23 protein-coding genes are annotated in these 26185 nt (G+C 61.9%); 17 read left to right on the top strand and 6 right to left on the bottom strand.

All coding sequences use genetic code 11. From position 1 onward, the window contains the following. The first annotated feature begins 42 nt into the window (after positions 1-42). From trbF to ABIC09_RS22965, 4 genes are read left to right on the top strand one after another with little or no spacing between them, the layout of a single operon-like run. A complete protein-coding gene (gene trbF / locus ABIC09_RS22980; protein ID WP_354110643.1) occupies positions 43-726 on the top strand; it encodes a conjugal transfer protein TrbF in 684 nt (227 codons plus the stop codon). After that, positions 723-1757, top strand: a complete 1035-nt coding sequence (trbG, locus tag ABIC09_RS22975) for a P-type conjugative transfer protein TrbG (protein ID WP_502917695.1) — start codon at positions 723-725, stop codon at positions 1755-1757. Before trbF ends, trbG begins: the two co-directional genes overlap by 4 nt. Then, positions 1754-2962 carry a TraB/TrbI/VirB10 family type IV secretion system protein gene (locus ABIC09_RS22970; protein WP_354110642.1) on the top strand — a complete coding sequence of 403 codons (1209 nt, stop codon included), beginning with the start codon at positions 1754-1756 and terminating at the stop codon, positions 2960-2962. The genes trbG and ABIC09_RS22970 overlap by 4 nt, the downstream gene beginning before the upstream one ends. Positions 2963-2970: 8 nt before the next feature. Continuing rightward, positions 2971-3213, top strand: a complete 243-nt coding sequence (locus ABIC09_RS22965) for a DUF2274 domain-containing protein (RefSeq protein WP_148736842.1) — start codon at positions 2971-2973, stop codon at positions 3211-3213. On the opposite strand, the gene ABIC09_RS22960 is transcribed toward ABIC09_RS22965, so the two are convergent. Beyond that, positions 3186-4313 (bottom strand): LysR family transcriptional regulator, encoded by a 1128-nt coding sequence (locus ABIC09_RS22960; RefSeq protein ID WP_502917694.1) that lies wholly within the window; start codon positions 4311-4313, stop codon positions 3186-3188. The two genes, ABIC09_RS22965 and ABIC09_RS22960, sit on opposite strands and share 28 nt — an antisense overlap. Positions 4314-4438: 125 nt before the next feature. On the opposite strand from ABIC09_RS22960, the gene ABIC09_RS22955 reads away from it, so the two are divergent. The 5 genes from ABIC09_RS22955 (at position 4439) to ABIC09_RS22935 (ending at position 9585) form a co-directional block, all read left to right on the top strand. Next, positions 4439-5113, top strand: a complete 675-nt coding sequence (locus ABIC09_RS22955) for a helix-turn-helix transcriptional regulator (RefSeq protein ID WP_354110641.1) — start codon at positions 4439-4441, stop codon at positions 5111-5113. Positions 5114-5343: 230 nt separating this feature from the next. After that, the gene (locus ABIC09_RS22950) at positions 5344-6357 is read left to right on the top strand and encodes a helix-turn-helix domain-containing protein (protein WP_354110640.1); all 1014 of its coding nucleotides are present in this window, start codon (positions 5344-5346) and stop codon (positions 6355-6357) included. A gap of 150 nt (positions 6358-6507) precedes the next feature. After that, positions 6508-7509 (top strand): SphA family protein, encoded by a 1002-nt coding sequence (locus ABIC09_RS22945; protein WP_354110639.1) that lies wholly within the window; start codon positions 6508-6510, stop codon positions 7507-7509. Between the two features lie 300 nt (positions 7510-7809). Then, positions 7810-9270: an amidase gene (locus ABIC09_RS22940; protein ID WP_354110638.1), complete on the top strand. Its 1461-nt coding sequence runs from the start codon at positions 7810-7812 to the stop codon at positions 9268-9270. Positions 9271-9435: 165 nt separating this feature from the next. Then, positions 9436-9585 (top strand): hypothetical protein, encoded by a 150-nt coding sequence (locus ABIC09_RS22935; protein ID WP_354110637.1) that lies wholly within the window; start codon positions 9436-9438, stop codon positions 9583-9585. Here ABIC09_RS22935 and ABIC09_RS22930 read toward each other — a convergent pair. Genes ABIC09_RS22930 through ABIC09_RS22920 form a run of 3 tightly spaced genes read right to left on the bottom strand, consistent with a single transcriptional unit; the run spans position 9571 to position 12861 of the window. Beyond that, positions 9571-10923, bottom strand: a complete 1353-nt coding sequence (locus ABIC09_RS22930) for an aspartate aminotransferase family protein (protein ID WP_354110636.1) — start codon at positions 10921-10923, stop codon at positions 9571-9573. The two genes, ABIC09_RS22935 and ABIC09_RS22930, sit on opposite strands and share 15 nt — an antisense overlap. 13 nt (positions 10924-10936) lie before the next feature. Then, the gene (locus ABIC09_RS22925; RefSeq protein ID WP_354110635.1) at positions 10937-11650 is read right to left on the bottom strand and encodes an HAD-IA family hydrolase; all 714 of its coding nucleotides are present in this window, start codon (positions 11648-11650) and stop codon (positions 10937-10939) included. Next, on the bottom strand, positions 11599-12861 hold the full coding sequence (locus ABIC09_RS22920; protein WP_354110634.1) for a Tm-1-like ATP-binding domain-containing protein: 1263 nt from the start codon (positions 12859-12861) through the stop codon (positions 11599-11601). The genes ABIC09_RS22925 and ABIC09_RS22920 overlap by 52 nt, the downstream gene beginning before the upstream one ends. 215 nt (positions 12862-13076) lie before the next feature. Here ABIC09_RS22920 and ABIC09_RS22915 point away from each other — a divergent pair, with 215 nt between their 5' ends. The 4 genes from ABIC09_RS22915 to ABIC09_RS22900 are packed head-to-tail and all read left to right on the top strand — an operon-like array spanning position 13077 to position 17522. Further along, positions 13077-14561 carry an aldehyde dehydrogenase gene (locus ABIC09_RS22915; RefSeq protein ID WP_354110707.1) on the top strand — a complete coding sequence of 495 codons (1485 nt, stop codon included), beginning with the start codon at positions 13077-13079 and terminating at the stop codon, positions 14559-14561. Beyond that, entirely contained in the window at positions 14558-15946 is a 1389-nt protein-coding gene (locus ABIC09_RS22910) for a transaminase (RefSeq protein ID WP_354110633.1), read from the top strand. The genes ABIC09_RS22915 and ABIC09_RS22910 overlap by 4 nt, the downstream gene beginning before the upstream one ends. Before the next feature lie 2 nt (positions 15947-15948). Then, a complete protein-coding gene (locus ABIC09_RS22905) occupies positions 15949-16746 on the top strand; it encodes an SDR family oxidoreductase (protein WP_354110632.1) in 798 nt (265 codons plus the stop codon). Next, positions 16743-17522: an SDR family NAD(P)-dependent oxidoreductase gene (locus ABIC09_RS22900; protein WP_354110631.1), complete on the top strand. Its 780-nt coding sequence runs from the start codon at positions 16743-16745 to the stop codon at positions 17520-17522. The genes ABIC09_RS22905 and ABIC09_RS22900 overlap by 4 nt, the downstream gene beginning before the upstream one ends. 168 nt (positions 17523-17690) lie before the next feature. On the opposite strand, the gene ABIC09_RS22895 is transcribed toward ABIC09_RS22900, so the two are convergent. After that, a complete protein-coding gene (locus ABIC09_RS22895; RefSeq protein ID WP_354110630.1) occupies positions 17691-18395 on the bottom strand; it encodes a TetR/AcrR family transcriptional regulator in 705 nt (234 codons plus the stop codon). A 165-nt stretch (positions 18396-18560) separates the two neighbouring features. On the opposite strand from ABIC09_RS22895, the gene ABIC09_RS22890 reads away from it, so the two are divergent. From ABIC09_RS22890 to ABIC09_RS22880, 3 genes are all read left to right on the top strand, one after another. Continuing rightward, positions 18561-20372: an amidohydrolase gene (locus ABIC09_RS22890; protein ID WP_354110629.1), complete on the top strand. Its 1812-nt coding sequence runs from the start codon at positions 18561-18563 to the stop codon at positions 20370-20372. 14 nt (positions 20373-20386) lie between these two features. Further along, on the top strand, positions 20387-21589 hold the full coding sequence (locus ABIC09_RS22885; protein ID WP_354037481.1) for an MFS transporter: 1203 nt from the start codon (positions 20387-20389) through the stop codon (positions 21587-21589). A 688-nt stretch (positions 21590-22277) separates the two neighbouring features. Then, positions 22278-23957, top strand: a complete 1680-nt coding sequence (locus ABIC09_RS22880; protein ID WP_354034865.1) for an FAD-dependent monooxygenase — start codon at positions 22278-22280, stop codon at positions 23955-23957. A 474-nt stretch (positions 23958-24431) separates the two neighbouring features. On the opposite strand, the gene hmgA is transcribed toward ABIC09_RS22880, so the two are convergent. After that, positions 24432-25745 (bottom strand): homogentisate 1,2-dioxygenase, encoded by a 1314-nt coding sequence (gene hmgA, locus ABIC09_RS22875; RefSeq protein ID WP_354110628.1) that lies wholly within the window; start codon positions 25743-25745, stop codon positions 24432-24434. A 96-nt stretch (positions 25746-25841) separates the two neighbouring features. Here hmgA and ABIC09_RS22870 point away from each other — a divergent pair, with 96 nt between their 5' ends. Next, positions 25842-26141: a hypothetical protein gene (locus ABIC09_RS22870; RefSeq protein WP_354034869.1), complete on the top strand. Its 300-nt coding sequence runs from the start codon at positions 25842-25844 to the stop codon at positions 26139-26141. Positions 26142-26185 lie beyond the last annotated feature (44 nt).

Here is a 26185-nt window from a genome sequence, read left to right as displayed (position 1 = left end):
TAACACTCGAAATTCATCACTCGATCTCAGGGGCGACCATTCATGTTCAGACGACCTTCCGTTCACTACGGGCGTATGCCCGAACCGGTCACGCCGTACCAAAAAGCAGCGCAAGTCTGGGACGAACGCATTGGATCGGCGCGCGTGCAGGCCAAGAACTGGCGCTTGTTGGCCTTTGGTTGCCTCATGCTCTCGGGCGGCCTGGCCGGTGGACTTGTTTGGCAGTCAGCGCAGGGATCGATTACGCCATGGGTGGTCGAGGTCGATCGTCTCGGCCAGGCCCAACGTGTCGCGCCAGCCAACATCGACTATCAGCCCACCGACGCCCAGATCGCCTATCACCTGGCGCGCTTTATCGAGGACGTCAGAGGCTTGCCGGCCGACGGCATCGTTCTGCGCCAGAACTGGCTTAGGGCGTATGACTTTACGACCGATCGTGGCGCGGCCGCGCTCAACGATTTTGCACGCAACAATGACCCTTTTGCCAAGCTGGGCAAGGCGCAGATCTCCGTCGATGTCTCGAGCGTCATTCGCGCGTCTTCAGAAAGTTTCCGGGTCGCGTGGACCCAGCGCGTTTACGACAATGGCTCGCTGAGTGCGACCGAGCGCTGGACCGCGATTCTCACAGTGGCAATCGAGACGCCGCGCGATGCCGAACGCCTGCGCAAGAATCCCCTTGGCGTCTACGTCCGCGCCATCAACTGGTCAAAGGAGCTGGGGCAGTGATCAAGACGACGCGCGACACGTGTTCAAAAGGTTCGATCCAATACCGCAGGTTCAGTTCGAGGAGATGCAAGCTCGCGGCTTTGAGGCGAGCCCTTCTACCAGCTCTGCTACTTGGCACATCAGCCCTCGCTGGATGCGCCACCTACATTCCGCCGGAAATCAGCTATGACGCCGAGGTCCCGCCGTTGGCAGCAGCTCCAGTGGCGCTCGATGATCGACCTCACCCGCTTCACGTTCCACCGCTTTGGAAGCCCGTTCTCGGCGGCAAGTCGGGCACCAAGGAAGACGCCGAGCCCGTAAGCCGGGTTGAGACCGCAAACAGCGCGGCGCGCGTCGAGCCGCGCAAAAGGGGGTACTTCAATGCGGCGCAGATCTACGCCTTCAGCCCCGGGGCGCTGTATCAGGTCTACGCTGCTCCCGGACAGATCACGGACATTGCGCTGGAAGAGGGAGAGCAATTGACGGGATCCGGACCGATCGCGGCCGGTGATACCGTGCGCTGGGTCGTCGGAGATACCGAGAGCGGGAGCGGGGATACGCGTCGCGTCCACATCCTGGTCAAGCCGACCCGCGCGTCGATCGAAACCAATCTTGTCGTCAACACCGACCGGCGCACCTACCTGATCGAGCTACGCTCCCGCGAGCGGCCGTACATGCCGTCTGTTGCCTGGTACTATCCGGAAACCGTTCGCGAACGGTCGCGCTCAGTCGCTCTCACCCCGGCTATTCCAGATCCAGCGCAGCGTGTCTTTCGTTACGCGATCGAGGGCGACAGTCCACCCTGGCGGCCGCTCGCAGCGTATGACGACGGCCGAAAAGTCTATATCGAATTCCCGCAAGGGATCGTGCAGGGCGAGATGCCGCCGCTCTTCGTCATCGGCCCTGACGGCAAGACCGAACTCGTCAATTATCGCGCCTACGGCAATGTACTGATCGTGGACCGGTTGTTTGCAGCCGCAGAATTGCGGTTGGGCGGTGAGCACCAGCAAAAAGTCAGAATCGTCAGGACTGACGGGAGGCCGTCGTCATGAACACTCAGAACGAAAACAATCCTGACGCGGTCAATCTGCCGCAAACACCGGAGGAGCAATCCAGGACCTTCCGCCTCCGAGCAGAACCCCCGCGGGTCACCCGATTGTCTCGCAAGGTACTGGCGGGAGGGAGCGCGGTTGCCCTGCTGGTCATCGGCGGAGCCGTATTGTGGTCATTGCAAAGCAACCGACCCCGCAACCAGACGACCGACGAACTCTATAGCACGGATCATCACAATCTTGCCGACGGTATTGAAGCGCTGCCGAAGGACTACACTGGCGCTTCACGCCAAACCGTGCCGCAGCTTGGTCCACCGCTCCCAGGCGACCTCGGTCGGCCGATCCTGGCCGCTCAAGGCCAGTCGCCGACGACTGGCGGAGATCCGGAACAGCAACGCCGGGATCAAGAGAGCGAGGCGGCCCGTATCAGCCATCTGTTCGCTTCGACCAATGGGAGAGAAGTCCGTCCCGCGGCTGCGCCTGCTGGAGGCGAGCGCTTCGTGCCGCCGAATGCAACGAGCACCAGCGAGGATGGATCTGCGCAAAACGCGCAGGACCGAAAACTTGCCTTTGTGAACGGTTCTGTGGATCGCCGCACGGTCAGCCCTGACCGCGTCGCCAAGCCCGCTTCACCATACATTGTGCAGGCCGGGACGGTGATTCCAGGAGCGCTGATCACGGGGATCAGGTCAGACCTTCCCGGGCAAGTCACGGCGCAGGTGACAGAAAATTTATACGACACTCCGACCGGCCGCTCTTTGCTCGTGCCCCAAGGAGCGAAGCTGATCGGCAGCTATGACAGCCAGGTAGCGTTCGGCCAGTCGCGAGTGCTGCTGGTCTGGACCCGGCTTATCATGCCGAACGGCCGCTCGATCGTTCTGGAGCGGCAGCCCGGTGCCGACAGCGCCGGCTATGCAGGCCTCGAAGACCAGGTCGACAATCACTGGGGTGAGTTGTTCAAGGCGGCTGCGCTGTCGACGTTCTTGGCTGTAGGGACAGAGCTAGGTGCGGGGTCCGACACCAATAGCAACGACAGCGCCATCATCCAGGCGCTGCGGCATGGTGCCTCGGACTCGCTAAACCAAACTGGACAGCAGGTGGTTCGGCGCAGCCTCAATATTCAACCAACGTTGACCATCCGCCCGGGCTTTCCGATCCGCGTCCTTGTCAATCGCGATCTCGTTCTCGAGCGATACAGAGAGTAAAGGCACCTATGGCCAAGCTTAAGATTGGAGCGCTACCTGACGACAAGCCCGTTAGGGTCAGCGTTGAGTTGCCGGCTTCTGTACATCGGGATCTGCTCGCCTATGCGAAAGCCGTTGCAAGCGAATCCGGTCAACCCATCAGCGAACCGGGTAAGCTTATCGCACCGATGCTGGCGCGGTTCATGGCTACGGATCGCGGCTTTGCAAAATTTCGACGCGCGGTTCACTCGCCGGAGGACAGCAAAGGGTAACGTTCAGCGAGGAGTTTGAGAAAAATATCCAAGGCTGGATTGTCGTTATCGGCTCGCCAATGTGCCGAAAAGTCAACCCGGGTCGGCCCCGTCCCATCTCGTAACTCGCGATAGACCAAACCAGCTAGGCTCGCGCCAACATCTGATTCCAGGACCAGGCTGATCCCGAGCTTCATGCTGACGAGACTCTTGATGATACCGCGGCTGACGTCGTGGCGTTCGATCTTCGGTCGATCCGCAGGAGAAACAAGCTTTGATATCAAGAGATCCTCTAGCTCGCGTCCGGGATCGTGCTGGCTCAGCACGACGGTCTCATTTCGGAGATCGGTCCAATGGACTACAGTTTCTGTTGCCAATGCGTGATTGTCCGGCAAAGAAACCAGGATACGCTCACTCCAAAGTGGGTGAACGCTATTGTCCGGCAGTCGCGCGCCCCCAGCCACGATGAGAACGTCCGCTGTGCCATTTCGCAGCGCCGTCTCGAGATGCGTTCGCGACCGCTCGACCGTCGCGAGTTCGACCCGAGGATGCCGGTTCTTGAATTCGCTAAGTGTTGCTCGCAGATTGCCTGCTGAAATGGAGGTGCAAAAGCCGATCGAAAGGCGGCCAACTTCGCCTCGGCTATTCGACTTTGCTGTTGCTACCAGCACATCGACCTGCTCCAAAATTAACCCAGCCATCCTCAGAACGCTTCGTCCAGCCGGCGTCGGCTTTACGCCCCCGCCCGAGCGCTCGAATATGGCAACGCCGATCAGATGCTCAAGCTGACGAATGGATCGGCTCAGGATTGAGTGTCGAACGGACAGCAGCTCGGCGGCTTGCCGAATACTCCCATAGTCTGCGGCTGCTACCGCAAATCGAAGCTGCTGCAGGTCGACCGCGTGCCCCCGGGACGTCCGTGACTGGTCCATTTTCTCGTTTTCGTAATTCGCGAACTGACTGATTTCGAAGTGCTGCAGGCAGCAATTTCGTTTGAGAACTAACAGAACTCCTCGTCTCGCGATTGCAGGAAAGCAGCATCGAGCTTCAGCGTGTGCCTGACGGCCGGCAATCAACCGGATGGTGGAGGCTTGCGACTGTTTGTTTGGCTGATACTGCATCAGGCTTGCGTCCGATGATTGCTTGGCCCGTAATTTGCTTGACTATGCGGCGCGCCTGTCACAGCGTTGTTGGCCATGCGACGCGCAGACGTCCGCCATCGGAGAAACATTCGGGGAGGTAGGTCATGATTGCGCTGTTGGGCCGGTCGGATCCGGCAACCACGCAGGCCGTCCAGTTCGCAAGAGGGATTCTCGAGGGGGCTGCGACCGTGTTTTACGAGGTCGACAGTAACCTCAATCTCAATCGCTTCGTGCTCTCAAGCGGCGTCCCGTCGGGCTTTCACGACCAGTATCTGGCCGGGATGAACCGGCTCGATCCACTGCATCCGCGTTCCGCAACCAATCAGCCAATTGCGCGGCTCAGTGTCGTCATCGGTCGATGTGCCACAAAGGAAGCGCTGACCTTCCGCACCTTCGCCGGACAGTGTGGTATCGCCGACATACTCGAATTCTTCTTCCGCCGTAACGATCGGATCGTGGCGGGGATGAGCGTGCTTTGGGGATCCGGTTGCAGGATCCCCGACGGCGCGATGAACATCGCCGAGAAGATCCACGATTATCTCGAGTTCAATTTGACGCGTTGCCTGACGCCTTCGCCAGACGAGCCCGCGCGCTATGGCCTGACCTCACGTGAGCTCGAGGTCATCGACCTGCTCTGCTGCGGCCGGACCAATCGCGAGATTGGCGAGTGCCTGAATATCGGCCTCGCCACCGTGAAGACGCACCTGATCCATATCTTCGAGAAGCTCGGTGTCGAGACCCGCTCGGCCGTCGTCGCCCTGATGTCGCGACCACACTGAGTCTAACCTCGCTGAGCCTTGCCTCACTGAGTCCTGCCTCCACGACCCCATCCACCATCCGGTTGATTGCTGCCTCGTGCGCGGCGGGTTTAGAGATTGGCGTCGTTTTGGCTATTGAGGCCGATGCGGCCGCCGACATGACTTCTTTCCGGTGGTACGCAAGCTGTCCACCCAAGGGTTGATTGTTACCGTTCGGCACGTTCGCCAAGCTCGGTCTCAGGGAGCGCTTCATGGCGGACGTACCCGTTTGCAAGACGGAGCTTGGCAGCGTCATTGGTGTGTCGGTGGTGGGGTCCGTCGATGCGGCGGACCATGCCGGCCGCTTCCACGGCTGGGACCTGCGGATAGACCAGGTGTCGTCCGGGCGTTTTGCCGGGCGGCTCGTGATGATCCGGCTCGGCAGTCTCGAGATCATCAGGGAAACCATCTCGCAGGCGCTGATCAAGCAGGGCTCGGCTTGGCCGGATTCACTCGTCTTCAGCCTGCCGCTGGCGGCCTCCAACGAGGCGCATTTCAACGGTCGGCCCTTGGCCTTTCCGAATGTATTGCTCAGCGACGGAGCGGACCTGCTGCCCTTGCTGACGCCGACGCAGCTCGATGTGGTGTCGATAGCTATTGCCCGCAAACGCCTGACGTCGTTGCTCGAAACGCTTGGCGAGAGGCGGGCCGCCGACTTAGTTGCCGGTCATCGCCAGCAGAATCATTGCTTCACTGGATCGCCCGGCGCGCTATCGGCACTCCAGCATGGTTTTCGTGAGATCTGCGACCAGGGGAATCGACTTCAATCTGCGATCGGATTTGCCCGCGCGCGAGCGTCCGTCGAAGACGCCGTCGTTGATGCTCTCGCTGACATCCTGTCGGAAAATGCCTGGCGCGATGTCAACGGCGTGACCGCGCAAAAGCGGATTGTGGATCGAATCAAAGAGTGCGTGTTCGCTCATGCCGATGATCCTCCGAGCATCGCCGAGCTGTGCCGCCATGTCGGTGTCAGCCGCCGGACGCTGCAAGGCTGCTTTCAGGATGCGCTCGGGCTGACGCCGTTACAGTATCTACGCATGCTCAGGCTGAACGCCGTGCGTCGCGAACTGCGTGCGCTCGCCGCGGCGAGGCAACCGGTGTCAATCGGCGATGTTGCGGCGCGGTGGGGCTTTTGGCACTGGAGCCGCTTTACCGAAAACTATCGGCAGCTGTTTGGCGAGCTGCCGTCGCACACGGTGCGGCGTGTTCGATCTGCATCAGTTTAGGAATCTCGCATCAACGCCTCCGCGTTTGCCGAATCCGGATAACGCCGGTCAGCGGCCCGTTCCAAGATTTCGCCCGCAACTGCTGCGCCGCGCACGACCGGTCGTCGATCGGGACGTGACCGACGCAGCGATAACGGGGCTGGGGGCTACATGACGATCAACGGACGAATTGCTGCGGCGGCACTTGTCGCGGTCAGCGCGGGCGCAAACAGCGCCAATGCATTCGAGTTCGGTTCCGCCGGCTTTGCGCAAAAGCCCGGGATCACGCTCGGTGGCGGAACGGCCGGCGCACCGCCGCCCGGTCTTTACAGCTTCAACCAGGTTTTCACCTATCAGTCGAAACTTGTCGGTCCCGGCGCGCCGAATGTCGGTGGCGCGGCGACGCCGGTGCATACCGCAACCGAAGCGTCGGGTCTGTTGTGGGTGCCGGGCTGGACCTTATTCGGTGCGACTTATGATGCAGTCATCGTGCAGCCCTGGATCATGGTGGACGTCGGTTCGCCGATCAACGTCCAGCAAGCCGGCGTGCACAACACCTACATCGTGCCGGCGGAGTTGAGCTGGAAGCTCGGCGACAGCGGCTTTTTCGTCAAGACCGGCCTCGGCATTTACGTGCCGAACGGTTCGATCAGCGGGCCAGCCGGACTGAACAGCGTCGGCAATCCCTGGTGGACCTTCCAGCCCGAACTGGTGGTGTCGTATTTGAAAGACGGCTGGAATCTGACGGCCAATCTGTTCCAGGAGATCAACACCGCGAACTCGATCACCGGCTATCGTTCCGGCGACATCTTCCACGCCGAATTCACGGCCACCAAGACGATTGGAAACTGGACGTTCGGGCCGGTGGCCTATTATGCCGGCCAGGTGACCGACGACAAGTCGAGCGCGTTCTATGGCAACGCGATCAACGTCAACCGGTACAATAACTGGGCCGGCGGCGGTTTGATCGGCTACAATTTCGGGCCGGCTGCGTTGACGGTCTGGGCCACGCACGAATTCTCCTCGACGGTGTCCGGCGGCACCGCCGGCCCGCCCGGCCTCGACACCGCCGCGATCACCAAGGGCTATTCGGTGTTCGCCAATCTGAGCTTCCGGCTGTGGGGACCCGATGCTCCCCCGCCGCCGACCAAGCGGCCGACCTTCACAAAGTAAGATGCTCACCCAGTTAAGTAGGCGGCAACACGTCCCGTTCTGCGGCGTGCAATGGGTAGCCATAAGGGAATCGCGTTGATCCTGGTTCCTTGGCGGCTTTGCCGTTTGCTGTTCAAAACGTGCTCGGCCGAGAGCATCCACCGCATGGTGGATTGTTCGTAACGGCGACATGCCGAACTTTTCGCTGATCGAGCAGTCGGTGCGCGATTGCATCGGTGTGCGCCTGCTCGACGTGCACCGCATGCCGCCATGCCCTGCGGCGGGCCTCGCGCTAAACGACGTATCGGAAGGGACACAGCGATGAAAAAGATCACTTACGCCACGGCTACTGATCTCGCCAAGATGCTCGCGACAGGCCGGATCAGCGCCTGCGAGTTGTTGGACGAAAATCTTGCGCGGGTGCGGCAGCTCAATCCACAGATCAATGCCGTGGTGGCGCTGGACGAGGAGGGTGCGCGCAGATCGGCCAAGGAGGCGGACGCGGCGCGGGCCCGTGGCGCATCCCTCGGCCCGCTGCACGGCGTGTCGATGACGATCAAGGACACGTTCGCCGTCACCGGCATGACCGCGACCTGCGGGCTCGAACCGTTGCGCGACTATCGCCCGGCGATCGACGCGGCCGCGGTCGCAAAGCTGCGCGCGGCCGGCGCGATCATCTTCGGCAAGACCAATCTGCCCCCGGCGGCGGCCGACCATCAGTCCTGCAACTCTCTGTTCGGGCTAACGCGCAATCCCTGGAATGGCGACCGGACGGTTGGTGGCTCCTCCGGCGGTTCGGCGGCGGCGCTGGCGGCCGGCTTCACGCCGCTGGAGCTTGGCAGCGACATCGGCGGCTCGATCCGCGTGCCCTCGCATTTTTGCGGCGTCTATGGCCACAGGCCGAGCTACGGCATCGTGCCGCTCGACGGACATATCCCGCCGCCGCCCGGCCATTTGTCGGAGCCCGAGCTCGCTGTCGTTGGTCCGTTAGCACGCTCTGCGTTCGATCTCGAACTGATGCTCGATTTAATCACCGACGCGCCGGAGCTGAAGCGGACGGCGTACCGCCTCGCGTTACCGCCGGCGCGGCACACGGATCTACGCGACTTCCGGGTTGCTGTCTGGAATGATGCGAAGGCTTTTGCGCTGGATGGAGCCTATGCCGCCGCGATCGACGGGCTGGTCGAGGATCTGACGCGACTTGGGGTGAAAGTCGACACCACCGCGCGGCCGGCGATTGATCCGACGGAGAGCTTTCGCGTCTACATGCAGACGTTATTCGGTATCATCGGCGTGGGTGTCCCGCCGCCGGCGCGCGATGAGATCATCGCAGGTGGTAAGGCGGCGCCGGAGGGCAGCTATCCGCGCATGGTGGCGGAGGCGATGGGCCAGAGCCTTGCGCAATTCGCCGATGCCGCTGAGGCGCGCGAAAAACTGTTCCGCGCCTGGCGCGAGTTTTTCACGCACTATGACGTGCTGTTGTGCCCAATCACACCGACGGTCGCGTTTCCGCATGATGTCGCGCGGATGGACCTGGCTGCGCAGTTTGAGCGTCGGATCGTCGTGAACGGCCGGCCGTCGCCCTACATGGACAATCTGATGTGGCCCGGCCTGGTTACGGTGGCGAACCTGCCGGCCACCGCGATCCCGACCCGGCGACTGGTAGAGGGGCTGCCGGCCGGCGTCCAGATCGTCGGTCCTTACCTCGAAGACCGCACGCCGCTGAAGTTCGCGCAGTTGCTCGAACGGGCGCTCGGGGGCTTCGTCCCGCCGCCTTTGTGAGTATGCTTGCGACGGACGGTTGGATCGGGGATCGCGGACGTCGTGGCTCCGGAGCGGTGCTTGCCGCAGCGATCGTCATCATGCCGGCGTTGCATGCGGAGACCAGGGCTTCTCAACCGGCATCGGCGTCCCATCCGATGTACGGCATGACCGCACGCGAGATTGTTGCTGCCGTCGACCTGCTGCGCAGCGCGGATCTTCTGCACCGACAAGACCATGGCGCCGGCTTCGCTTGCCGATTGCCTCGACAAGGACGGGACGAACGGCCAGCTGTTCGAGCGGGCCATCGCCTGCGTCGCCTCAGGTGGCCACTGATAGGCCGGCGTCGATGCCTTGGACGATTGTCACCACGTCGACCGCCGAGAGGATCAGGGGCGGCGACAGGATGATATTGTTCCCGGAGACGCGGATCATCACCCCGGACTCGTAGGTGGCGTCGGCGATCCTGGCGATCAGCTTCTTGTCGATCAGCTTCTTGCTGTCGCGGTCGGCGACCAGCTCGATCGCGGCCATCAATCCCTTGCAGCGGATGTCCCCGACCAGCACATGCTTCGATTTCAGCCCTTCGAGGGCGGTGGCCAACTCCTTGCCTCGCGCGGCGGCATTCTCGTCGAGTCTGAGGCGCTTCGTTTCGGCCAGCGCCGCAATGCCCGCCGCACAGCCGACCGGATGGCCCGAATAAGTGTAGCCGTGCCCGATCGAGCCGAAGCTGGTGGTGTCGGCCTCGAACGCTTCAGCCACCTTGTCGCCGATCAAGGTCGCGCCGAGCGGGAAATAGCCCGAGGTGATGGCCTTGGCGATCGTCATCATATCTGGCTTCACGCCCCACAGCCGCGAGCCCGACCAGGCGCCGGTCCGGCCAAATCCGGTGACGACCTCGTCCGCGATCATCAGGATGCCGTGACGGTCGCAGATCTCGCGCACGAGCGTCATGAAGCTATCGGGCGGCACGATGACGCCGCCGGCGCCGAGCACCGGCTCCATGATGAAAGCAGCGATTGTGTCGGCACCCTGGAAGGCGATTTCATCCTCCATGTCCGCGGCGCAAAGCTGCGCGAGCTTTGCCGGATCGGTTTCATTGAAGGGATTGCGGTAAGTCCAGGGCGCGGGGACGTGGAACACGCCGGGTAACAGCGGCTCATAGTTGCGGCGGAAATTGGCATTGCCATTGACCGAGGCGCCGCCGAAATGGGTGCCGTGATAGCCCTTCTTCAGCGCCAGGAATTTGGTGCGGTCGCTTTGCCCCTTGATCTTCCAGTACTGCCGCGCCAGCCGTAACGCGGTCTCTACCGAATCCGATCCTCCTGACGTCAGGAAGGCGCGGACCATGCCTTCCGGTTTGAACCACTCGGTCAGCTCGTAGGCGAGCTCGATCGACGGACCGGTCGAGGTGCCGCGAAAGCCGGAATAATAGGGCAGGGCATCGAGCTGATCCGCGATCGCCTGCTTGATCGGATCGCAGCTGTAGCCGAGATTGACGTTCCAGAGGCCACCGACGGCGTCGATCACCCTGCGACCGTCGATATCGGTGACATGCACGCCGTCGCCCTTCATGATGATGCGGGGCGGCTGCGCGCGCATCTCGGCGGGATGCGCCATTGGATGCCAGATCGGCTTGGCATTGTTCTCGATCAGGAAATTCTTGTCGCGCATGGTCTCTCTCGGCTCAGTCGAAGGACAGTCCAAAATGCCGCAAGGCTTCGCCGTATGATGCGCGGGGATTCCTGACGTCGAACAACACGGTTCGCATGCTGCAGGCGGCGGCGCCTGCGATGTTGCGGCGTTGGTCGTCGACGAAGACGCAATCCTCCGCGGCGAGCCCAAGCCTGTCGAGCACGTCCTTGTAGGCTCGCGGATCGGGCTTCAGGATACCGGTATGGGTCGCATCGACGATTGCCACGAAACGCTGCAGGATCGGCAGTTGGTGGCGGAAGGTCGCGCCATAGAACAGATCGAGCTCGTTCGAGAGGATGGCGAGCTTGAAGCCGGCGTCATCGACCATGCGGATGGCACGGTCCGCCTCGGGACGAATGACCGTTGCGGGATCGGCGCCGCGAGCGCGCTGCACGAACGTCTCCATGGCCTGCCAGTCCTCGCCGAGCATGTGCCCGACCTCGCGGCTGCGCGTCAGCCAGTAGTCGCGCTCGGAAATATCTCCGCGCTGCATGGAGGCCCAGAGAGGATCAGTGTCAGGCGCAAAGGGCCCGAGCCATTTCAGCGTGCAGGGCGGTAGGCCCAGTGCCTGCTCGGTCAAATCATGGGTCTCGAACAGGGTCTTTGAGATGACCCCGCCGAAATCCAGCACCAGCGCGCGGGCGAGCGGCGGTTTCACGCGGCGGCCGTGGCCTGGCCGGCCGGCACGATGCCGGCCGCCACCCATCGATCGAAGATCTGCAGCACGCGCTCGGCGAAGGCGGGGTGGTTGATATGCTCCTTCAACTCGTGGAGTTCTACAGGGGGAGCGATGGCGGAGCGCATCTCGGAGACGAACGCCGTCAGCCCTTCGGGATCGTGCAGGGACTCACCCTCGCGGTCCCATTGCTGGATACCGCCGGCCGGCAGCACGAACGCCACTGGCGCCTTGGCTTGCGCGAGCTTTTCGGCAATCGCGCGTGCGATCCGGCGGCGGTCGTCCGGACCCGACGTCGCCGAGGCGAGCAGGCGGTTGTGGGCGTGGAACGGACGATCGGCCAATTCCTTCGGCGTCGGCAGCCAGGCCGGAAAGTCCACCATGTCGATGGCGCCGGGCGCGACGATCTGCGGGATGCCGGCCTTGCCCGCATTCTCCAACCTATCAGCGCCGGAATTCACCACCGAGCCGGTGAGCTGGTTGGCGAGTTCCTGCAGGCTCAAATCCAGCACCGCGGCAAAGCCGCCTTGCGCGGCGATCGATTCCATGGCGCGGCCACCCATGCCCGTGGTATGGAAGATCACGACCTCATAGCCGCGCCGTTCAAGTTGCGGCTTCAACTCCACCATGTAATTGAGACAGCTCTTGCCGAGCGAGGTGATGGCGACGACCGGCCGGTCCTTCTTCGGCCGGATCGCGCTGCGCGCTGCGCCGACGATGGCGCCGCAGGCCTGCGCCAGCACCGATGTGCAGGTGCTGTTGAGGCCATAGAGGCCGCCGGACCACAGGATCATCATCAGGTCGGCTGCGATCCGCTCCGGCGGGATCAAGTGCGAGAATGCGACCGTCGAGACCACGAGCTTCGGCATGCCGAGCGGCAACGCCAGTGCTACGTCGAGCGCGAGATCGGTCCCCATAGTGCCGCCGATGGCGATGACCGCATCGATCGCGTCGGCCTCAGTGAGCTCCCGGGCAAGGGTGGCGGCACCGCGTGCCATCGCTGACATCGCGGAGTTCTCGTCACCGCTGGCGAGGATCGCGGCGATGGTCGTCTGCGTGGCCGCGGCGACGGCATGCTTGTCGTGCTGCGGGCGGTAGGGCGGATCGCCGAGCACGCTGATGTCCATCATCACGGTCTCTCCGCCGGCCCGCGTGATGCGGTCGCGCATGAAGAGTAGCTCGTCGGCCTTGGTGTCGCCGGTGCCGATCAGGAGGATTCGCGGTTTCATGGTTTCGGGCATGATCTGGCAGCACTCACCGATGGCTGAGGGAAGAATGGAACGACGGGCCTGCATCAGAAGGCCGGTCATCAAGGCTTAGCCGCACGCTATGGGCGGCGGCTGCGGGACGACATCCACCCATCGGTTGATTGCCGCTCGGCCGTCATTTCGGAGAGGATTAGACCATGCGAGCGGCGCACCTGACGCTGCTCATGCCAGTGGCCAATTCACCCGACATGCAGCAAGTCCAGATCAATCAATTGAGGTCGGCGGTCATTCCGCCCCAGCAGCTCTTCCTCGGTGGCCGGCCGACGGATGCGCTCGGTGACGCGCGGCTCGACGTGCTGTCGCCGATCGATGGCCGGCGCCTGACCACCATTGCCGACGGTGACACCCGCGATATCGATCTGGCCGTGAAGCTTGCGCGGCAGGCGTTCAGCCATGGCGGCTGGTCGCGGTCGGCGCCGACGCATCGGAAGAAAGTGCTGCTGCGCCTTGCGGAGTTGATCGAGCAACATGCGCTCGAGATCGCGGTGCTCGGCGTCCGCGACAACGGCACCGAGATCGGCATGGCCTACAAGGCGGAGCCGCTGTCCGCTGCCGGCACCTTCCGCTACTACGCCGAGGCGATCGACAAGCTCTACGGCGAGATCGCGCCGACCGGCCGCGAGGTGCTCGGCCTCGTGCATCGCGAGCCGCTCGGTGTCGTCGGCGTGATCGTGCCCTGGAATTTTCCGCTGATGATCGGCGCCTGGAAGATCGCGCCGGCGCTGGCGGCCGGCAATTCGGTCGTGGTAAAGCCGCCGGAGATCGCCTCGCTCAGTTTGCTGTATCTGGCGCGGCTCGCCAGCGAGGCCGGTTTGCCCGACGGCATACTTAACGTCGTTACCGGCCGTGGCGCCTCGGCCGGGGAGGCGCTGGCGTTGCATATGGATGTCGATGCGCTGGCGTTCACCGGCTCGGGTGCGGTCGGGCGACGGCTGCTGGAGTCCTCGGCACGCTCCAACCTGAAGCGCGTCCATCTTGAGCTGGGTGGCAAGTCCCCGAACATCGTCTTCGCCGATGCGCCCGATATCAGTCACGCGGCAAAAGTGTCGGCGAATGGCATCTTCCGGAATTCAGGCCAGGTTTGTGTCGCCGGATCGCGGCTGCTGGTGCAATCATCGATCTATGACCGGTTCATGGATGAGCTGCTGAGCGCGACCGCGCGCCTTAGGGTCGGCGATCCCCTCGATCTGAGCTCGGACATCGGCGCAATCTCCAGCGCCTCGCAATTGCGCCGCAATCTCGATGCCGTTGCGCTGGCGCAGGAGCAGGGCGCCCGGCGACTGACCGGTGGCGAGCAGATCCTGGTGGATAGCGGCGGTCACTTCATGTCGCCGGCGATCTTGGCCGATGTCGCGCCCCGGATGAATCTCTGGCGCGAGGAGGTGTTCGGCCCGGTTCTCGCCGTGGCACAATTCGAATCCGAGGAGAATGCCGTGGCACTTGCAAACGAGTCCCCCTACGGGCTCGCGTCGGCCGTGTGGACCGGCAACCTCTCGCGCGCGCACCGCATGATTCGCGCCATTCATGCCGGGGTCGTGCACGTGAACACCTATGGCGGGGCAGATATCACAGTGCCGCTGGGCGGCTTCAAACAATCCGGCTTCGGGCGCGACAAGTCGCTGCACGCGCTCGATGCCTATACCGACCTCAAGACAGCCTGGATCGCACTATGAACATCACTACCGAAGAGCGTGCCGGAGTCATCGATCGCCTGATCGATGCAGAGCAGGAACGCTTCCGCAAGATGCATCCGCGCTCCGCGGACGCCTGGCAGGAAGGCAAGCGGCACTTCCTTTACGGCGGCCCTTCGCACTGGATGCGCCGTTGGGCCGGCGGTTTCCCCGTTTATGTCGATGAGGCCAGGGGCGCACATATTCGTGACATCGACGGCCATGACTACATCGACCTCTGTCTCGGCGACTCCGGCGGCATGTGCGGCCACGCGCCTGAAGCGGTGACCGACGCGGCACTGCGTCAGTTCAAGCGCGGCGCGACGATGATGATGCCGACCGAGGACAGCCTGTGGGTCGGTGCCGAGCTGTCGCGTCGGTTTGGGCAGCGGCATTGGACGCTGACAACCTCGGCGACAGATGCCAATCGTGCGGCGATCCGGATCGCGCGGATGATCACCAGCCGTCCCAAGGTGCTGGTGTTCTCGGGTTGCTATCACGGCGGCGTCGAGGAGGCGCATGTCGAAATCCGCGATGGCCGCGTCGGCTTGCGGAATATGATTCATCCCAACGGAATCGATCACGACGCCGTCACGCGCGTGGTGGAGTTTAACGATGTCACAGCGCTCGAGGCGGCGCTTGCGCATGGCGACGTCGCCTGCGTTCTGGCCGAGCCACTGATGACCAATTTCGGCATGATCCCAGTCGATCCGGGGTTTCATCTTGCACTGCGCGAGCTGACGCGGCGGAGCGGCACGGTGCTCGTGATCGACGAGACCCACACCCTGTCCTGCGGCCCTCGCGGCTACACCGGAATCCATGCCTTGCAGCCCGACATCTTCGTCGCAGGCAAGGCGATCGCGGGCGGCATTCCGGCCGGCGTGTTCGGGCTGAACCAGGAGATCTCCGAACGTCTCTGGGCCATAGTGCCCCATGTCAATCCGCGCGAGCGCCAATCCGCCCATCTCGGTTTTGGCGGAACGCTCGCCGGCAACGCACTAACGATCGCAACCATGCGCGCGGTGCTGGAAAAGGTGCTGACCGACGAGAACTATGGCCGCATGATCGCGACCGCGACCCGGCTTGCCGACGAGATCCGTGGCTTGATCGAGGCTAATCGTTTGCCCTGGCATGTCACCCAGATCGGCGCGCGTGCGGAAATCATGTTCATGGCGCAGCAGCCGCGCAGCGGCGCCGATGTTATCGCCGGCCGGCAAGCCGGCCTCGAGACGCTGCTGCACGCGTTCTACATGAACGAGGGCATTTTGGTCACGCCGTTCCACACCATGCTGCTGATGTGTCCAGCGACGTCGGATGCGGACATTGCACGGCACACCGCGGTCTTCGTCCGTTTCATCGATCTCCTGCGCAACTCCGGAGTGATCTGACCATGCCGCGTCCCTTCGACCTCTCAGGCAGGATCGCCATCGTGACCGGCGGAGGCAGAGGCATTGGCGCGGCCATTGTCACGCGCCTGGCGGAGGCCGGCGCCACCGTCGTGATCGCCAACCGCACGCGGGAAGTTGCGGAAGCCCTCGCCGCGGAGCTAGCGATCAATGGATTGACGGTGCATTGCGTGCCGTTCGATGCCCTTGACCGTGCCAGCCTGCACGCCATGGTCGACCGCGTCGCGGGACGATATGGCCGTCTCGACATCGTCGTTCACAATGCTGGCGGCTGTCCGTGGTCGTCGCTGGAGGAACTGAACGAAGCCAAGCTGGAGGAAGCGCTGGCGCTGAACCTCAATGCCAGTTTCTGGCTGGCGCAGGCCGCGATCTCGCACATGCGCGCCAATCGCTTTGGGCGCATTCTCGTGACGTCCTCGGTGTCCGCGCGTGTTGCGATGGGTGGTGGCGCGCATTACTCGGCGGCGAAAGCCGGCGTCAACGCCTTCATCCGCGGCGCGGCGTTCGAACTGGCGCGCGATGGCATCACCGTCAACGGCGTCGAGGCAGGGTTCATTGCCAAGCCCGGCCGCGGCACGATGAGTGCGCCGGAGACGCGAGCGAAACTCGAGCGTTTCGTCCCGGTCGGTCGGATGGGGAGTGCCGACGATATCGGTTACGCGATGCTCTATCTGGCTTCCGTCGAAGCGGGATACATGACCGGGCAGACCATCGTCGTCGATGGCGGCAGCACGCTGCCCGAGACCGGTTTTGCGGTGGAGCGGCAATGGGGCCTTGGATGACGGCGCGGCTCGCGGGAAAAACCGCATTGATCACAGGAGCGGCGACCGGCGTCGGTCGCGGTCGCGCGACCGCGCTGATGTTTGCGCAGAACGGTGCACGCGTCGTGTTGTTCGGCCTCGGTGATGCCGAACTTGACGCGGCCGCTGCCGAGGCGGGTGGAGAGCCGGTCCCGGGCGACGTTACCGAGAGCGCCGATATCGTGCGGGCCATCGAAAGCTGCGGCCAACGGCTCGACATCGTGGTCAATGCCGCGGGTCTCATTATTCCGGACCAGCCGCTGGACGTATTAGATGATGTCTGGGCGAAGACGCTCGAGGTCAACCTGACCGGAACTATGCGGGTGTGTCGCGCCGCCTTGCCGCTTTTGAAGCAGCAGGGAGGGGCGATCATCAACATCGCGTCCGTCGCAGCCTTCAATGCGAGTCCAGACAGCACGAGTTACGCGGCGAGCAAGGCGGCTGTGGTCGCCTATACGCGCTCGCTGGCTTACGCGCATGGCGCCGATTCCATCCGCGCCAATGCGGTAGCGCCGGGCTGGGTGCGGACGCCAATGAGCGCCTACGAGATGCAATTGCTGGCGGAGCAGAATGACACGACGGCCGATGCCGAATTCCGGTCTGTCGAACGGCGGATCGCGCTGGGGCGTATGGCCGCGCCTGCCGAGATTGCTGCCTGCTGTCTGTTCTTGGCGTCGGACGAGGCTTCCTTTGTCACGGGCGCTGTTCTCGTGGTGGACGGCGGTGGCCGCTCTCCCACACACAGTCGCGCTATTTGATGCAGGTAATCAGGCGAGCATGGGAGAAGAGAGTTCAGCAGGCGCTTGGGGGGGCGACCTCCTTCGCTATATGAGCGCCTCGATCGCCGACCTTGCGGACGCCTGCAGGCTGTCGCGCGGCGCGCTCTGCTATAGACCACTTTGGGTCTCTTGGTGAGGCGAGCTTGGTCAGGAGGAATTCTTGGATCTCGGGCTCCGGGTCGCGGCGGCTAGACCAGGTCGTAGTTCCAGCCACGGTCTTGAAGCCGGAGCGCGCAAGGCCTCGCAAAATACATGGATAGCTATCGATACAAACTGGTCTTCGCCTATTGCGGAAGACTGAAGCCAGTCGAGATGACCAGATCCGAGTAGTTGTGCGAGGCCGTGCCCTGCAGACCAAAGTATGCTGGTCATGATTTCGAGAGGCGCCGCCGGCAACAGGCCGGCTGTTTGACAGGCTACGATTGTCTTGGCGAACTGGCCGAATGATGTGTCCAATGCCGTTCTGACATTCTCGAGCTCGGTCCAACGCTCCCGCATAGTGGGGTCGAACATGACAATGTAAGCCGCCCTGTTGGTTCGGGCGAAATTCACATAGACAAGCCCCGCCGCAATGAGCCGTTCCCAAGGGTCATCGCCGGCTAGGTCCATTTCCCGACCCTGAATTTGGGCGAGTTCGGCAAAACCGCGGGCCGCGATATCGGCGAGCAGGGCGTCCTTGCTGGCGAAATGCCGGTACACGGCCGAGTGCCCCACGCCCGTCATCTTCGCGATCTCGCGGAGATTGAACGACGGAGTCTGCCGTTGCCGCAGGAGCGACATCGCGGCTGCTAACACGGCCTCGCGCAAATTACCGTGGTGGTGGGCGTCCGGCGTCTTCTTTCGGATTTTCATCGTCGGTCCCGCTGTGAAAACCGTTTCTGCGATACTTGACAGCCACTGTCAAAACGGCAACTCTTAGAAAGTGACCAGTGGTCACTTAACCTTGAACCTTGAGAGAGGCCGATGCGAACCGTAATTCATGGAGGTGAAATCCTTACGCTAGATGCGGCATCGCCCATGGCCGAAGCCATGGTGATCGATGGTGACACCATTCTCGCGACCGGAGATTTGGGCTCGATGCTCACAGTCGCGGGCAAAGGGGCGGGGCGTTTGGACTTGCGCGGCTCGACCGCCATGCCCGGTATTATCGACACACATCCTCATTTCATTCACTTTGCAGCCGTCCTTGGCATGTGTGTCGATATTCTCGACGCCAAGAATCATGACGACATTGCCCAACGTATCCGAGAACGTGCACGGACAGTGCCAGCAGGCGAATGGATTATTACCACCCCGGTCGGCGAGCCTCATTACTTCACCAGGAGGAGCTGGCGCAACCTCGCCGAGGGTTGCCTGCCGAACCGTACGCTGCTCGACGCGATCGCGCCGAACCATCCGGTCATGATTGCCGCGTGGGGTCCGCGCATTCCCAATGTCTGTGCCATGAATACCGTGGCGATGCGCCGTTTAGGGATAACCGCTTCACTACCGTCCCGCGTGAGCGATGTCTGGATCGAAAAAGAGCCAGATGGCGAGCCCAGCGGCATTTTTCGCGGCAGCGTCACCAACTACTACAATCCTGATCCCTTCTGGCTATCCCTGGCGGTCAACCTTCCCATTCCGACTGCCGATGACTGGAACCGTGGTGCGCGGCTGGGACAGCTTATTGCCAACAGCCGTGGTGTGACAGCAGCCTATGAGGGGCACGTCATGGCCCCGGAGCACATCGACGCATATCGGCTTATGCGCGAAGCCGGTGAAAGCACGCTGCGCGTCATGAGCTCGCTTGAAGCAGCGCAGTACGGCTTCGATTATGGGCTGGGGTTGTCGGAAGAGGACTGTCGCTCCAACTTTGCTTTAGCGCTTCGCTCGAGGTCTGTGGAGGACGATCTCTTTCGCATCAACGGTCTTACGCTTTCGCGCGGAGGTCCGTGCTGGCCAGGGTTTCTTCGCGCGGACCAAACGATTCGAGATCCCTACGGTCGTGCAACGCGGGGACACACTTTCGTGCCTCAGAACATCGAGCACGAGGCGATCGAGTTCTGCCTGAAGAACGATCTACGGCTGAACATGGTTCAAGGAGCATACCAGGACCATCGCGAGTTTCTGGAATCGCTCCAGCCCTTCTTGAGTTCTTACGACATTCCATCCAAAGGGTGGATCATGCAGCACAACATCCTCATCAGGCCGGAGACGATTCGGCGCTATGCGGAGCTTGGCTTCCATCTGTCGACAAGCATGAGTTTCACTTGGGGGAAGGGCGACCTCTTCGCTGAGCGAATTGGAAGAGACTGCTTGAGCGACCTCATCCCACTGGGTCGGATGATGGACTCCGGAGCGAACGTAACGCTCGGCAGTGATTGGGGGCCGGCAAGGCCTTTCGAGCATATCGCTTTCGCTGAGACGCACGAGTTTGCAGGTTCAGGCCATCGGAACCTTCAGCCTGGCATGGCGGTGTCGCGGCTCCAGGCTCTGAAAGCCTGGACCAGCTCGGGCGCGACGCTGATGAATTGGAGCGGGATCGGCGCATTGCGCGCAGGCTATAAGGCCGACATTGCGGTCGTCGATCGCAACCCGCTGACCTGTGACAACGATGCGCTTCCCAAAATCCGAGTGCTGAAGACGATGCTCAACGGCCGCGAAGTCTACGATACAGGCGATTTGTCCCTTGTCGCAAAGGTCGACCTTCCAGAAGAGAGGCGTTCGCCGCAGGTCGACACCTTCGCTCGCGCGGCAGGTCCGGCTGCCTGGAAACATATCTGCGGTCCGGCTTGTTCCCACAGCGCGCGAGCATCGGCGGGATCGATGTCAAGTCAAGAAGTGCAGTGAGGGTGAGGGGCGACATGAAGACAATTGAACGCGTGAACGGCGTCGGCATAGTTCTGCTGTTCGGCAGCTGCATGACCATCTTGGCATCCATCCTGGTGGTCCCTATCCTGGTCAAGTTCCAGGCGGCCTACGCCTCGGTCAAACACGTCGAATTGTTGGTGGCGTTGGCGCTGATGGCGCCTGCATTCGTCACGGCGATCGCTTCACCCTTCATCGGCACAGTCATCGACCGTTGGGGAAGCCGCAAATTTTTGGTGTGGGGCACAGCGCTATACGCCGCCTCCGGCGTCGCTCCGCTCTGGCTCGATGGCATAACTGAAATCGTCGTCTCTCGGTTCATTTTCGGTGCCGCTGAAGCCATCGTGATGACGTGCTGCACGTCCATCATCGGTACTCACTTCAGAGGACAGGAGCGCGAACGTTATCTTAATCTGCAAATGCGCTTTATCGGCGTTGCCGGCACAGTTCTCTTTTTTATCAGTGGTGCTCTCGGCGAAATGAACTGGCGGCTGCCGTTCGCGCTCTATGGTCTCGCGCTGCTCCTGATTCCCTTCCAACTGCGACTGCCCCCCCCACAATACGCGCCGCGCACCGATACGCTGGGGTTCGCAGCTACACGGCCGCCAAAGTCCGCGCTGCTTCCCCAGATTACAGTCATGCTGGTTGGCATGATCGCCGTCTACTTACCGCCGGTCCAGTACCCGTTTCTGCTCGCAGATCTGGGTATAACGTCGACACAAGCCATCGGAATGGGGGCCGCTTTCGGAATTCTTTCGGCTACCGCGGGAACGTTGCTGTGGCCCGTCTTACGGAGGCGGTTCAATACGCAATCGATCAACGTCTTGGTCTTTGCGCTGCTGGCAGTGGGGATTTGGTGGCTGTCGCGCATCACCAGCTATGCCGAGAGTTTCGTCGTCCTCGCAGTACATGGACTTGGTGCTGGGATGCTGGTTCCCAATGTCATGGCCTGGACGATGGCCGCCGCAAAACCCTGGCACATGGGCAAGGCAACCGGCCAGGTATACTTCGGTCTGTATTTCGGTCAGTTCTTGAGCCCACTGCTCGTTGCGCCGCTGGCCGCGTCGGTCGGCGGTCTTCGCCCCGCATTGGTCGTCGTCGCCGCCGCGATGGCATTGTTTGCCTTGATCGCCCTCGCCATCGCGCGCGAGTCGACCTTACGCGAGCGGCGAGATACCGCAGCCTCACTCAAATGGTAACTCGACTGCATAGCCATGAAGCATCATTGGCGTCGCGTCGGCGCGATGGACGGGCGTGGCGGTCTTCGCTCAAGATGGCTGTCACTTCGGCCGATCGGGCCGCCCCGGGAGCGCTCCGCGAACATGTGGAAGAGCGAACTGTCCGGGTGTTCTGCGCATACTTCAGGTCAAGCCGTCGTCTGCCGCTGAGTGGCTGGCATCGCCCTCGAAGTCGGATCCGACAAATCCGCGTTCGGTCGGCCGCAGCGTGACAGATCGCCGTTTAGAAGCTCAGAGCCGTAGCAGGGCTTCGCAACAGGCAGGACCAGCTGTATTCGCATAAACGCCCTTCCGGCCCGGCCCATCACTAGGAAGCGGACAGGGATGTGATGATGCTTTCTACCTTTCTCGCCGCCGCGCCCCGATCACGTGTTCGGCCGCGCCGATCCGAAGCATGACACGCCCCTCTCTGAGGGGATGGCTACCTAGGTTTGATTCGTCGGCTGCATCTAGTTGGTTACGCTGGAAAAGCAGTGGCGGCGGCATGATGATGATGATGCAGAATTCTCGGAACGGACCGTATTTTGCTGATCTCAAACTTCTGTTCGTCACCTGTGCATGGGACAGACGCGAATCAAGTCCACTAGTAGTTTGGCTCTGAGGCGGTCGCCGGTCGAAACTTACTGCCAAATTAGAAAGGCGGGCGTTAATGGATAATCATCTGTCGCTTGATCAGATCCGCGAACTCATCAAGCCGATTTCGGGACCCGACGGGCGAGGAACCAAAGATGCCGATGTCTTGGTCGTTGGTGCGGGTCCGATCGGCCTGACGGTCGCTAACATTCTCGGCTCGCTCGGGATTTCCACAATCTTGCTGGAGCGGAATGAACTGACGTCGGACTTGCCCAAAGCACTCGTGATCGACGACGAGTATCTCCGTCTTCTTGATAGCCTGGATTTGCTCGACGACATGGAAGAGCACCTCTCGCCGCCTTTTGGAATTTTCTTTTATTCTATGCGGGGCAAGCCGGTGGTGAAGGTCAACCCCTTCTTGACGTCGAATGGATTTGGCAACCGCGCGGGATTGATGCAGCCAGTCTTCGAGAAGAAGCTGCTGCATGGCGCACGGCGCTATCCCTGCCTCGATCTGCAGTACCGGTCTACTGTCGCAGGCCTAGATCAGGATGAGAATGGCGTCAGGTTGAAGGTCGTTCGTGCCGGGCGAGAGCATCTAGTGACTGGACGATTTGTACTCGCCTGTGATGGCGCGCGAAGTTTCATCCGCTCGGCTGTCAATATTTCTTTCGCCGGAAATCGCATTGATCAACCCCATTTAGTGGTCGACCTCGCCGAGTTCCCCGACCGGTCCCCCTTCTCGCGTTTTTTTTGCAATCCTGAGCGGCCGTTCAACAGCGTGCCTGCGCCATATGGCGGGCGAAGACTGGAGTTCATGCTCAACCCAGGCGAAGATCATCACAAGATTGCCACGGCGGACAGCATCCGTGATCTCGTGGACAGACATACTCCGTACAAAGGAACACCCCTCAAAATCATCCGGTCGGTGGTCTATGGATTTTCGGAGCGCATCGCCGAGCGAATGGGATCGAAACGGGTCTTCTTGCTCGGCGACGCAGCGCACGTCATGCCGCCGTTCGGCGCGCAGGCCATGAACACGGGCGCTCGCGATGCCAACAACATTTGCTGGAAGATTGCGGCGGTACTGCAAGGGAGGCTCAACCCCACGATCCTTGAGACCTACGAGACAGAAAGGAGGCCGCAGGTTGAGGCGATTATTCGATATTCGGTGATGATCGGAAGAATGGCAAACATTCGCAACCGCATTATTGCTGCGGCGAGGGACGCCTTCTTCCAGACATTGAACCTTATCCCCGCGATCCAGCGTTTCTTTGCCGAGATGCGCTATATGCCTCGACCATGGATTAAGGCCGGCTTCATGGTGCGGTCCAGGCGGCAGGAACTCGTTGTTGGACGGACATGTCCGCGTGTTTCGCTTTTCCTGGATGGTGGTAGCACGAAGTCAATTGATGCGATTTCGGACGGTTGGTTCCTGGTGGTAGGGATCGCTGTACCCACCAACGATTTGCTCTTGCTTGCCGATTCGCGAGTGTTGAGCCCGCGGTTTTTGTCTATTTGCTTCAATCAAATGCAGCGTGTGAAAGTTAGTGGTGTGCACCACGCTAGACCGGCCTCGCCGGAGGCGGAAGCGTTTTTGAGACCGCTCACCGGTCGGGTGCTGCTTGTGCGGCCTGATCGATATGTCGCGGCTGTGTCGACGCTAGATGGGATTGGTGCGGTCTTGGCAGAGCTTGAGAAATCGTTTGGCCCGCTGCGGGAAGACGTCAGTTCGTCACCTATTCGCTCGAGCTAACGGAGACGCAAGTCGCTTGCGGACTTCGCAAGCGGCGGAGCGGCGAGCGCGGCGCCTCTGGATCGCAAAGCTTTGGCCGCGCCATAGCGACAGTCGGGTTTGCCGCCACTGCCGCTACGCGGATCACCGCCTGCTTCTCGCGGTTGATTACCAGCCGCACTGCGTCGGTGCGCGAATAGCGGCCGGCTGGATCCGCAGTGGATTTTGCGACCGCAAGCGCTCCGGGATGGAGATCGGCGTTGAGGATGCCTCTTGGTGGTCAGGAATACGCTCACAGAGTTTGCGGGCGTCCGGTCCATTAATCATTGAAAATCCCGCGCCTGGTTTGGACGTGCGCGGATTGAGCTAAAAGGCTTTCTGCGGCGTATCCACGACCATGCCGTACATTTCCTGGCTCACGACGGCGCAGGCGGCGAGGACATAGCGTGACCCTTCGACCGCGTAGCGAGGCTTGAGCGAGGGACCCCGCCGGCATCACCTGACCGGAGCCGATGTAGGATCGAATTTCTTTGCAAGGTCGGTCCAGCACTCGGCGTAGTCGTCGTCTCTTTCCGCCAAGTCGGCCGCATATTGCGTCAGCTTTTGCGGAAAGCGCGACTCGAACATGAAGGCGAGTGTATTGGCGATCTTGTGCGGTTTCAGTTCGACGGTGCTCGCCCTCTCGAAGGCGACGGCGTCCGGTCCATGCGGAAGCATCATGTTATGGAGGCTCATGCCGCCGGGCACGAAGCCCTCGGGCTTCGCGTCGTATACGCCGTAAACAAGGCCCATGAATTCGGACATAATGTTGCGGTGATACCAAGGCGGCCGAAACGTGTTCTCGGCGACCGCCCAGCGCTCCGGGAAGATGACGAAGTCGATATTGGCGGTGCCCGCACTTTCCGACGGCGAGGTCAGGACGGTGTAGATTGATGGGTCCGGGTGGTCGAAGGCGATTGCGCCGACCGGCGAGAAGTGCCGTAGGTCGTACTTGTAGGGTGCGTAGTTGCCGTGCCAGGCGACGACGTCAAGCGGCGAATGCCCGATCTTGGTCGCGAACAGTTCGCCGCACCATTTGAAGGTCACGACGCTCGATGAATCAACGTCATCATAGGCTGCGACCGGCGTAAGGAAATCGCGGGAATTGGCCAGGCAGTTCGCGCCGATCGGCCCCCTTTCCGGAAGGGTGAACGACCCTGCGTAGTTTTCACATACATAGGCGCGAGCGGGCCCGTCCATAAGCTCCACGCGGAAGATGATTCCGCGCCGGATCACGCAGATCTCGCCGGGTGCGATTTCAATGATGCCGAACTCCGTACAGAAGCGCAACGCGCCATGCTGCGCCACGACGAGCAGTTCTCCGTCGCAGTCGCAGAAATACTCGTCCTTCATCGAGTGGGTGATGAAGGACAGATGGGCGGCCATGCCGCCTTGTGCTTCGGCATCGCCGGCAGTCGTCACCGTTCGCAGTCCGCTGACGAAGGTCAGTTCGTCGGCGGGGATGGCGACCGGCTGCCAGCGGTATTGCCCGATCGGCAGCTTCGATTGTCCCGTGTTGGGAGCGGTGCGGAGGAAGCCCGGCTCGACCGGCGTGAAGCGGCTGGTGTGCTTGACGCTGGGGCGGATACGGTAAAGCCACGATCGTTCGTTGGTGCCGCGCGGTGCCGTGAACGCCGAGCCACTCAACTGTTCGGCATATAGCCCGTAGGTGGCCCGCTGCGGCGAATTCCGCCCGACCGGCAGCGCGCCGGGGAGCGCCTCTGTTTCGAAGCTGTTGCCGAATCCAGAAATGTATTGCGGTGTGTTCATGTTCGAGGAACCTTGCTCGTTGCCTGGCGCGTGGCGCTGCCAATGGCACGAGCATAAGCCGCCCTGTCCGCGATCCCCGTCCCATCGGCGTGTGACATGGCCGCTCTTCCGGACGGCGGTGCCGTTCTGTCAATTCATCGCAACCCACGACGGCTCACGCCGCAGTTTGATGGAGTCCGCCAATTCCGGCAGCGCCTTCCAATACAGAACCTGCCGTTCGGCGTGTTCCGGCGCACCGACCCGGCCGAAGCTCCGCGAGGTGGCATCGCGATCGGCGATATGATCCTCGATGTAAGCATATGCGCCGCCAATTTCACTGGCCTCGCGGCTTGGGGCGGTCGCCTTAGGCGGATCGAGCCTGAATGGTTCATGGTGTTGGGACCGGACAAGGTCTGAAGTTCGGCTGCAGATTTGCCGGCTACAGTATACGCAGAACGTCG

Origin of the sequence: Bradyrhizobium sp. S3.12.5 (assembly GCF_040548225.1) — a bacterium.
In the GTDB taxonomy this organism is placed as follows: domain Bacteria; phylum Pseudomonadota; class Alphaproteobacteria; order Rhizobiales; family Xanthobacteraceae; genus Bradyrhizobium; species Bradyrhizobium cytisi.
Note: the sequence above shows the minus strand (reverse complement) of the source record. Positions and strands in the feature narration are given on the sequence as shown.

What these genes read in the sequence shown, in the direction of transcription:
- trbF (WP_354110643.1), top strand. Translation starts at nt 43, where the DNA reads ATGTTCAGACGACCTTCCGTTCACTACGGGCGTATGCCCGAACCGGTC.
- ABIC09_RS22970 (WP_354110642.1), top strand. Translation starts at nt 1,754, where the DNA reads ATGAACACTCAGAACGAAAACAATCCTGACGCGGTCAATCTGCCGCAA.
- ABIC09_RS22965 (WP_148736842.1), top strand. Translation starts at nt 2,971, where the DNA reads ATGGCCAAGCTTAAGATTGGAGCGCTACCTGACGACAAGCCCGTTAGG.
- ABIC09_RS22960 (WP_502917694.1), bottom strand. Translation starts at nt 4,313, where the DNA reads ATGCAGTATCAGCCAAACAAACAGTCGCAAGCCTCCACCATCCGGTTG.
- ABIC09_RS22955 (WP_354110641.1), top strand. Translation starts at nt 4,439, where the DNA reads ATGATTGCGCTGTTGGGCCGGTCGGATCCGGCAACCACGCAGGCCGTC.
- ABIC09_RS22950 (WP_354110640.1), top strand. Translation starts at nt 5,344, where the DNA reads ATGGCGGACGTACCCGTTTGCAAGACGGAGCTTGGCAGCGTCATTGGT.
- ABIC09_RS22945 (WP_354110639.1), top strand. Translation starts at nt 6,508, where the DNA reads ATGACGATCAACGGACGAATTGCTGCGGCGGCACTTGTCGCGGTCAGC.
- ABIC09_RS22940 (WP_354110638.1), top strand. Translation starts at nt 7,810, where the DNA reads ATGAAAAAGATCACTTACGCCACGGCTACTGATCTCGCCAAGATGCTC.
- ABIC09_RS22930 (WP_354110636.1), bottom strand. Translation starts at nt 10,923, where the DNA reads ATGCGCGACAAGAATTTCCTGATCGAGAACAATGCCAAGCCGATCTGG.
- ABIC09_RS22925 (WP_354110635.1), bottom strand. Translation starts at nt 11,650, where the DNA reads ATGGGTGGCGGCCGGCATCGTGCCGGCCGGCCAGGCCACGGCCGCCGC.
- ABIC09_RS22920 (WP_354110634.1), bottom strand. Translation starts at nt 12,861, where the DNA reads ATGCCCGAAACCATGAAACCGCGAATCCTCCTGATCGGCACCGGCGAC.
- ABIC09_RS22915 (WP_354110707.1), top strand. Translation starts at nt 13,077, where the DNA reads ATGCAGCAAGTCCAGATCAATCAATTGAGGTCGGCGGTCATTCCGCCC.
- ABIC09_RS22910 (WP_354110633.1), top strand. Translation starts at nt 14,558, where the DNA reads ATGAACATCACTACCGAAGAGCGTGCCGGAGTCATCGATCGCCTGATC.
- ABIC09_RS22905 (WP_354110632.1), top strand. Translation starts at nt 15,949, where the DNA reads ATGCCGCGTCCCTTCGACCTCTCAGGCAGGATCGCCATCGTGACCGGC.
- ABIC09_RS22900 (WP_354110631.1), top strand. Translation starts at nt 16,743, where the DNA reads ATGACGGCGCGGCTCGCGGGAAAAACCGCATTGATCACAGGAGCGGCG.
- ABIC09_RS22895 (WP_354110630.1), bottom strand. Translation starts at nt 18,395, where the DNA reads ATGAAAATCCGAAAGAAGACGCCGGACGCCCACCACCACGGTAATTTG.
- ABIC09_RS22890 (WP_354110629.1), top strand. Translation starts at nt 18,561, where the DNA reads ATGGCCGAAGCCATGGTGATCGATGGTGACACCATTCTCGCGACCGGA.
- ABIC09_RS22885 (WP_354037481.1), top strand. Translation starts at nt 20,387, where the DNA reads ATGAAGACAATTGAACGCGTGAACGGCGTCGGCATAGTTCTGCTGTTC.
- ABIC09_RS22880 (WP_354034865.1), top strand. Translation starts at nt 22,278, where the DNA reads ATGGATAATCATCTGTCGCTTGATCAGATCCGCGAACTCATCAAGCCG.
- hmgA (WP_354110628.1), bottom strand. Translation starts at nt 25,745, where the DNA reads ATGAACACACCGCAATACATTTCTGGATTCGGCAACAGCTTCGAAACA.
- ABIC09_RS22870 (WP_354034869.1), top strand. Translation starts at nt 25,842, where the DNA reads ATGGCCGCTCTTCCGGACGGCGGTGCCGTTCTGTCAATTCATCGCAAC.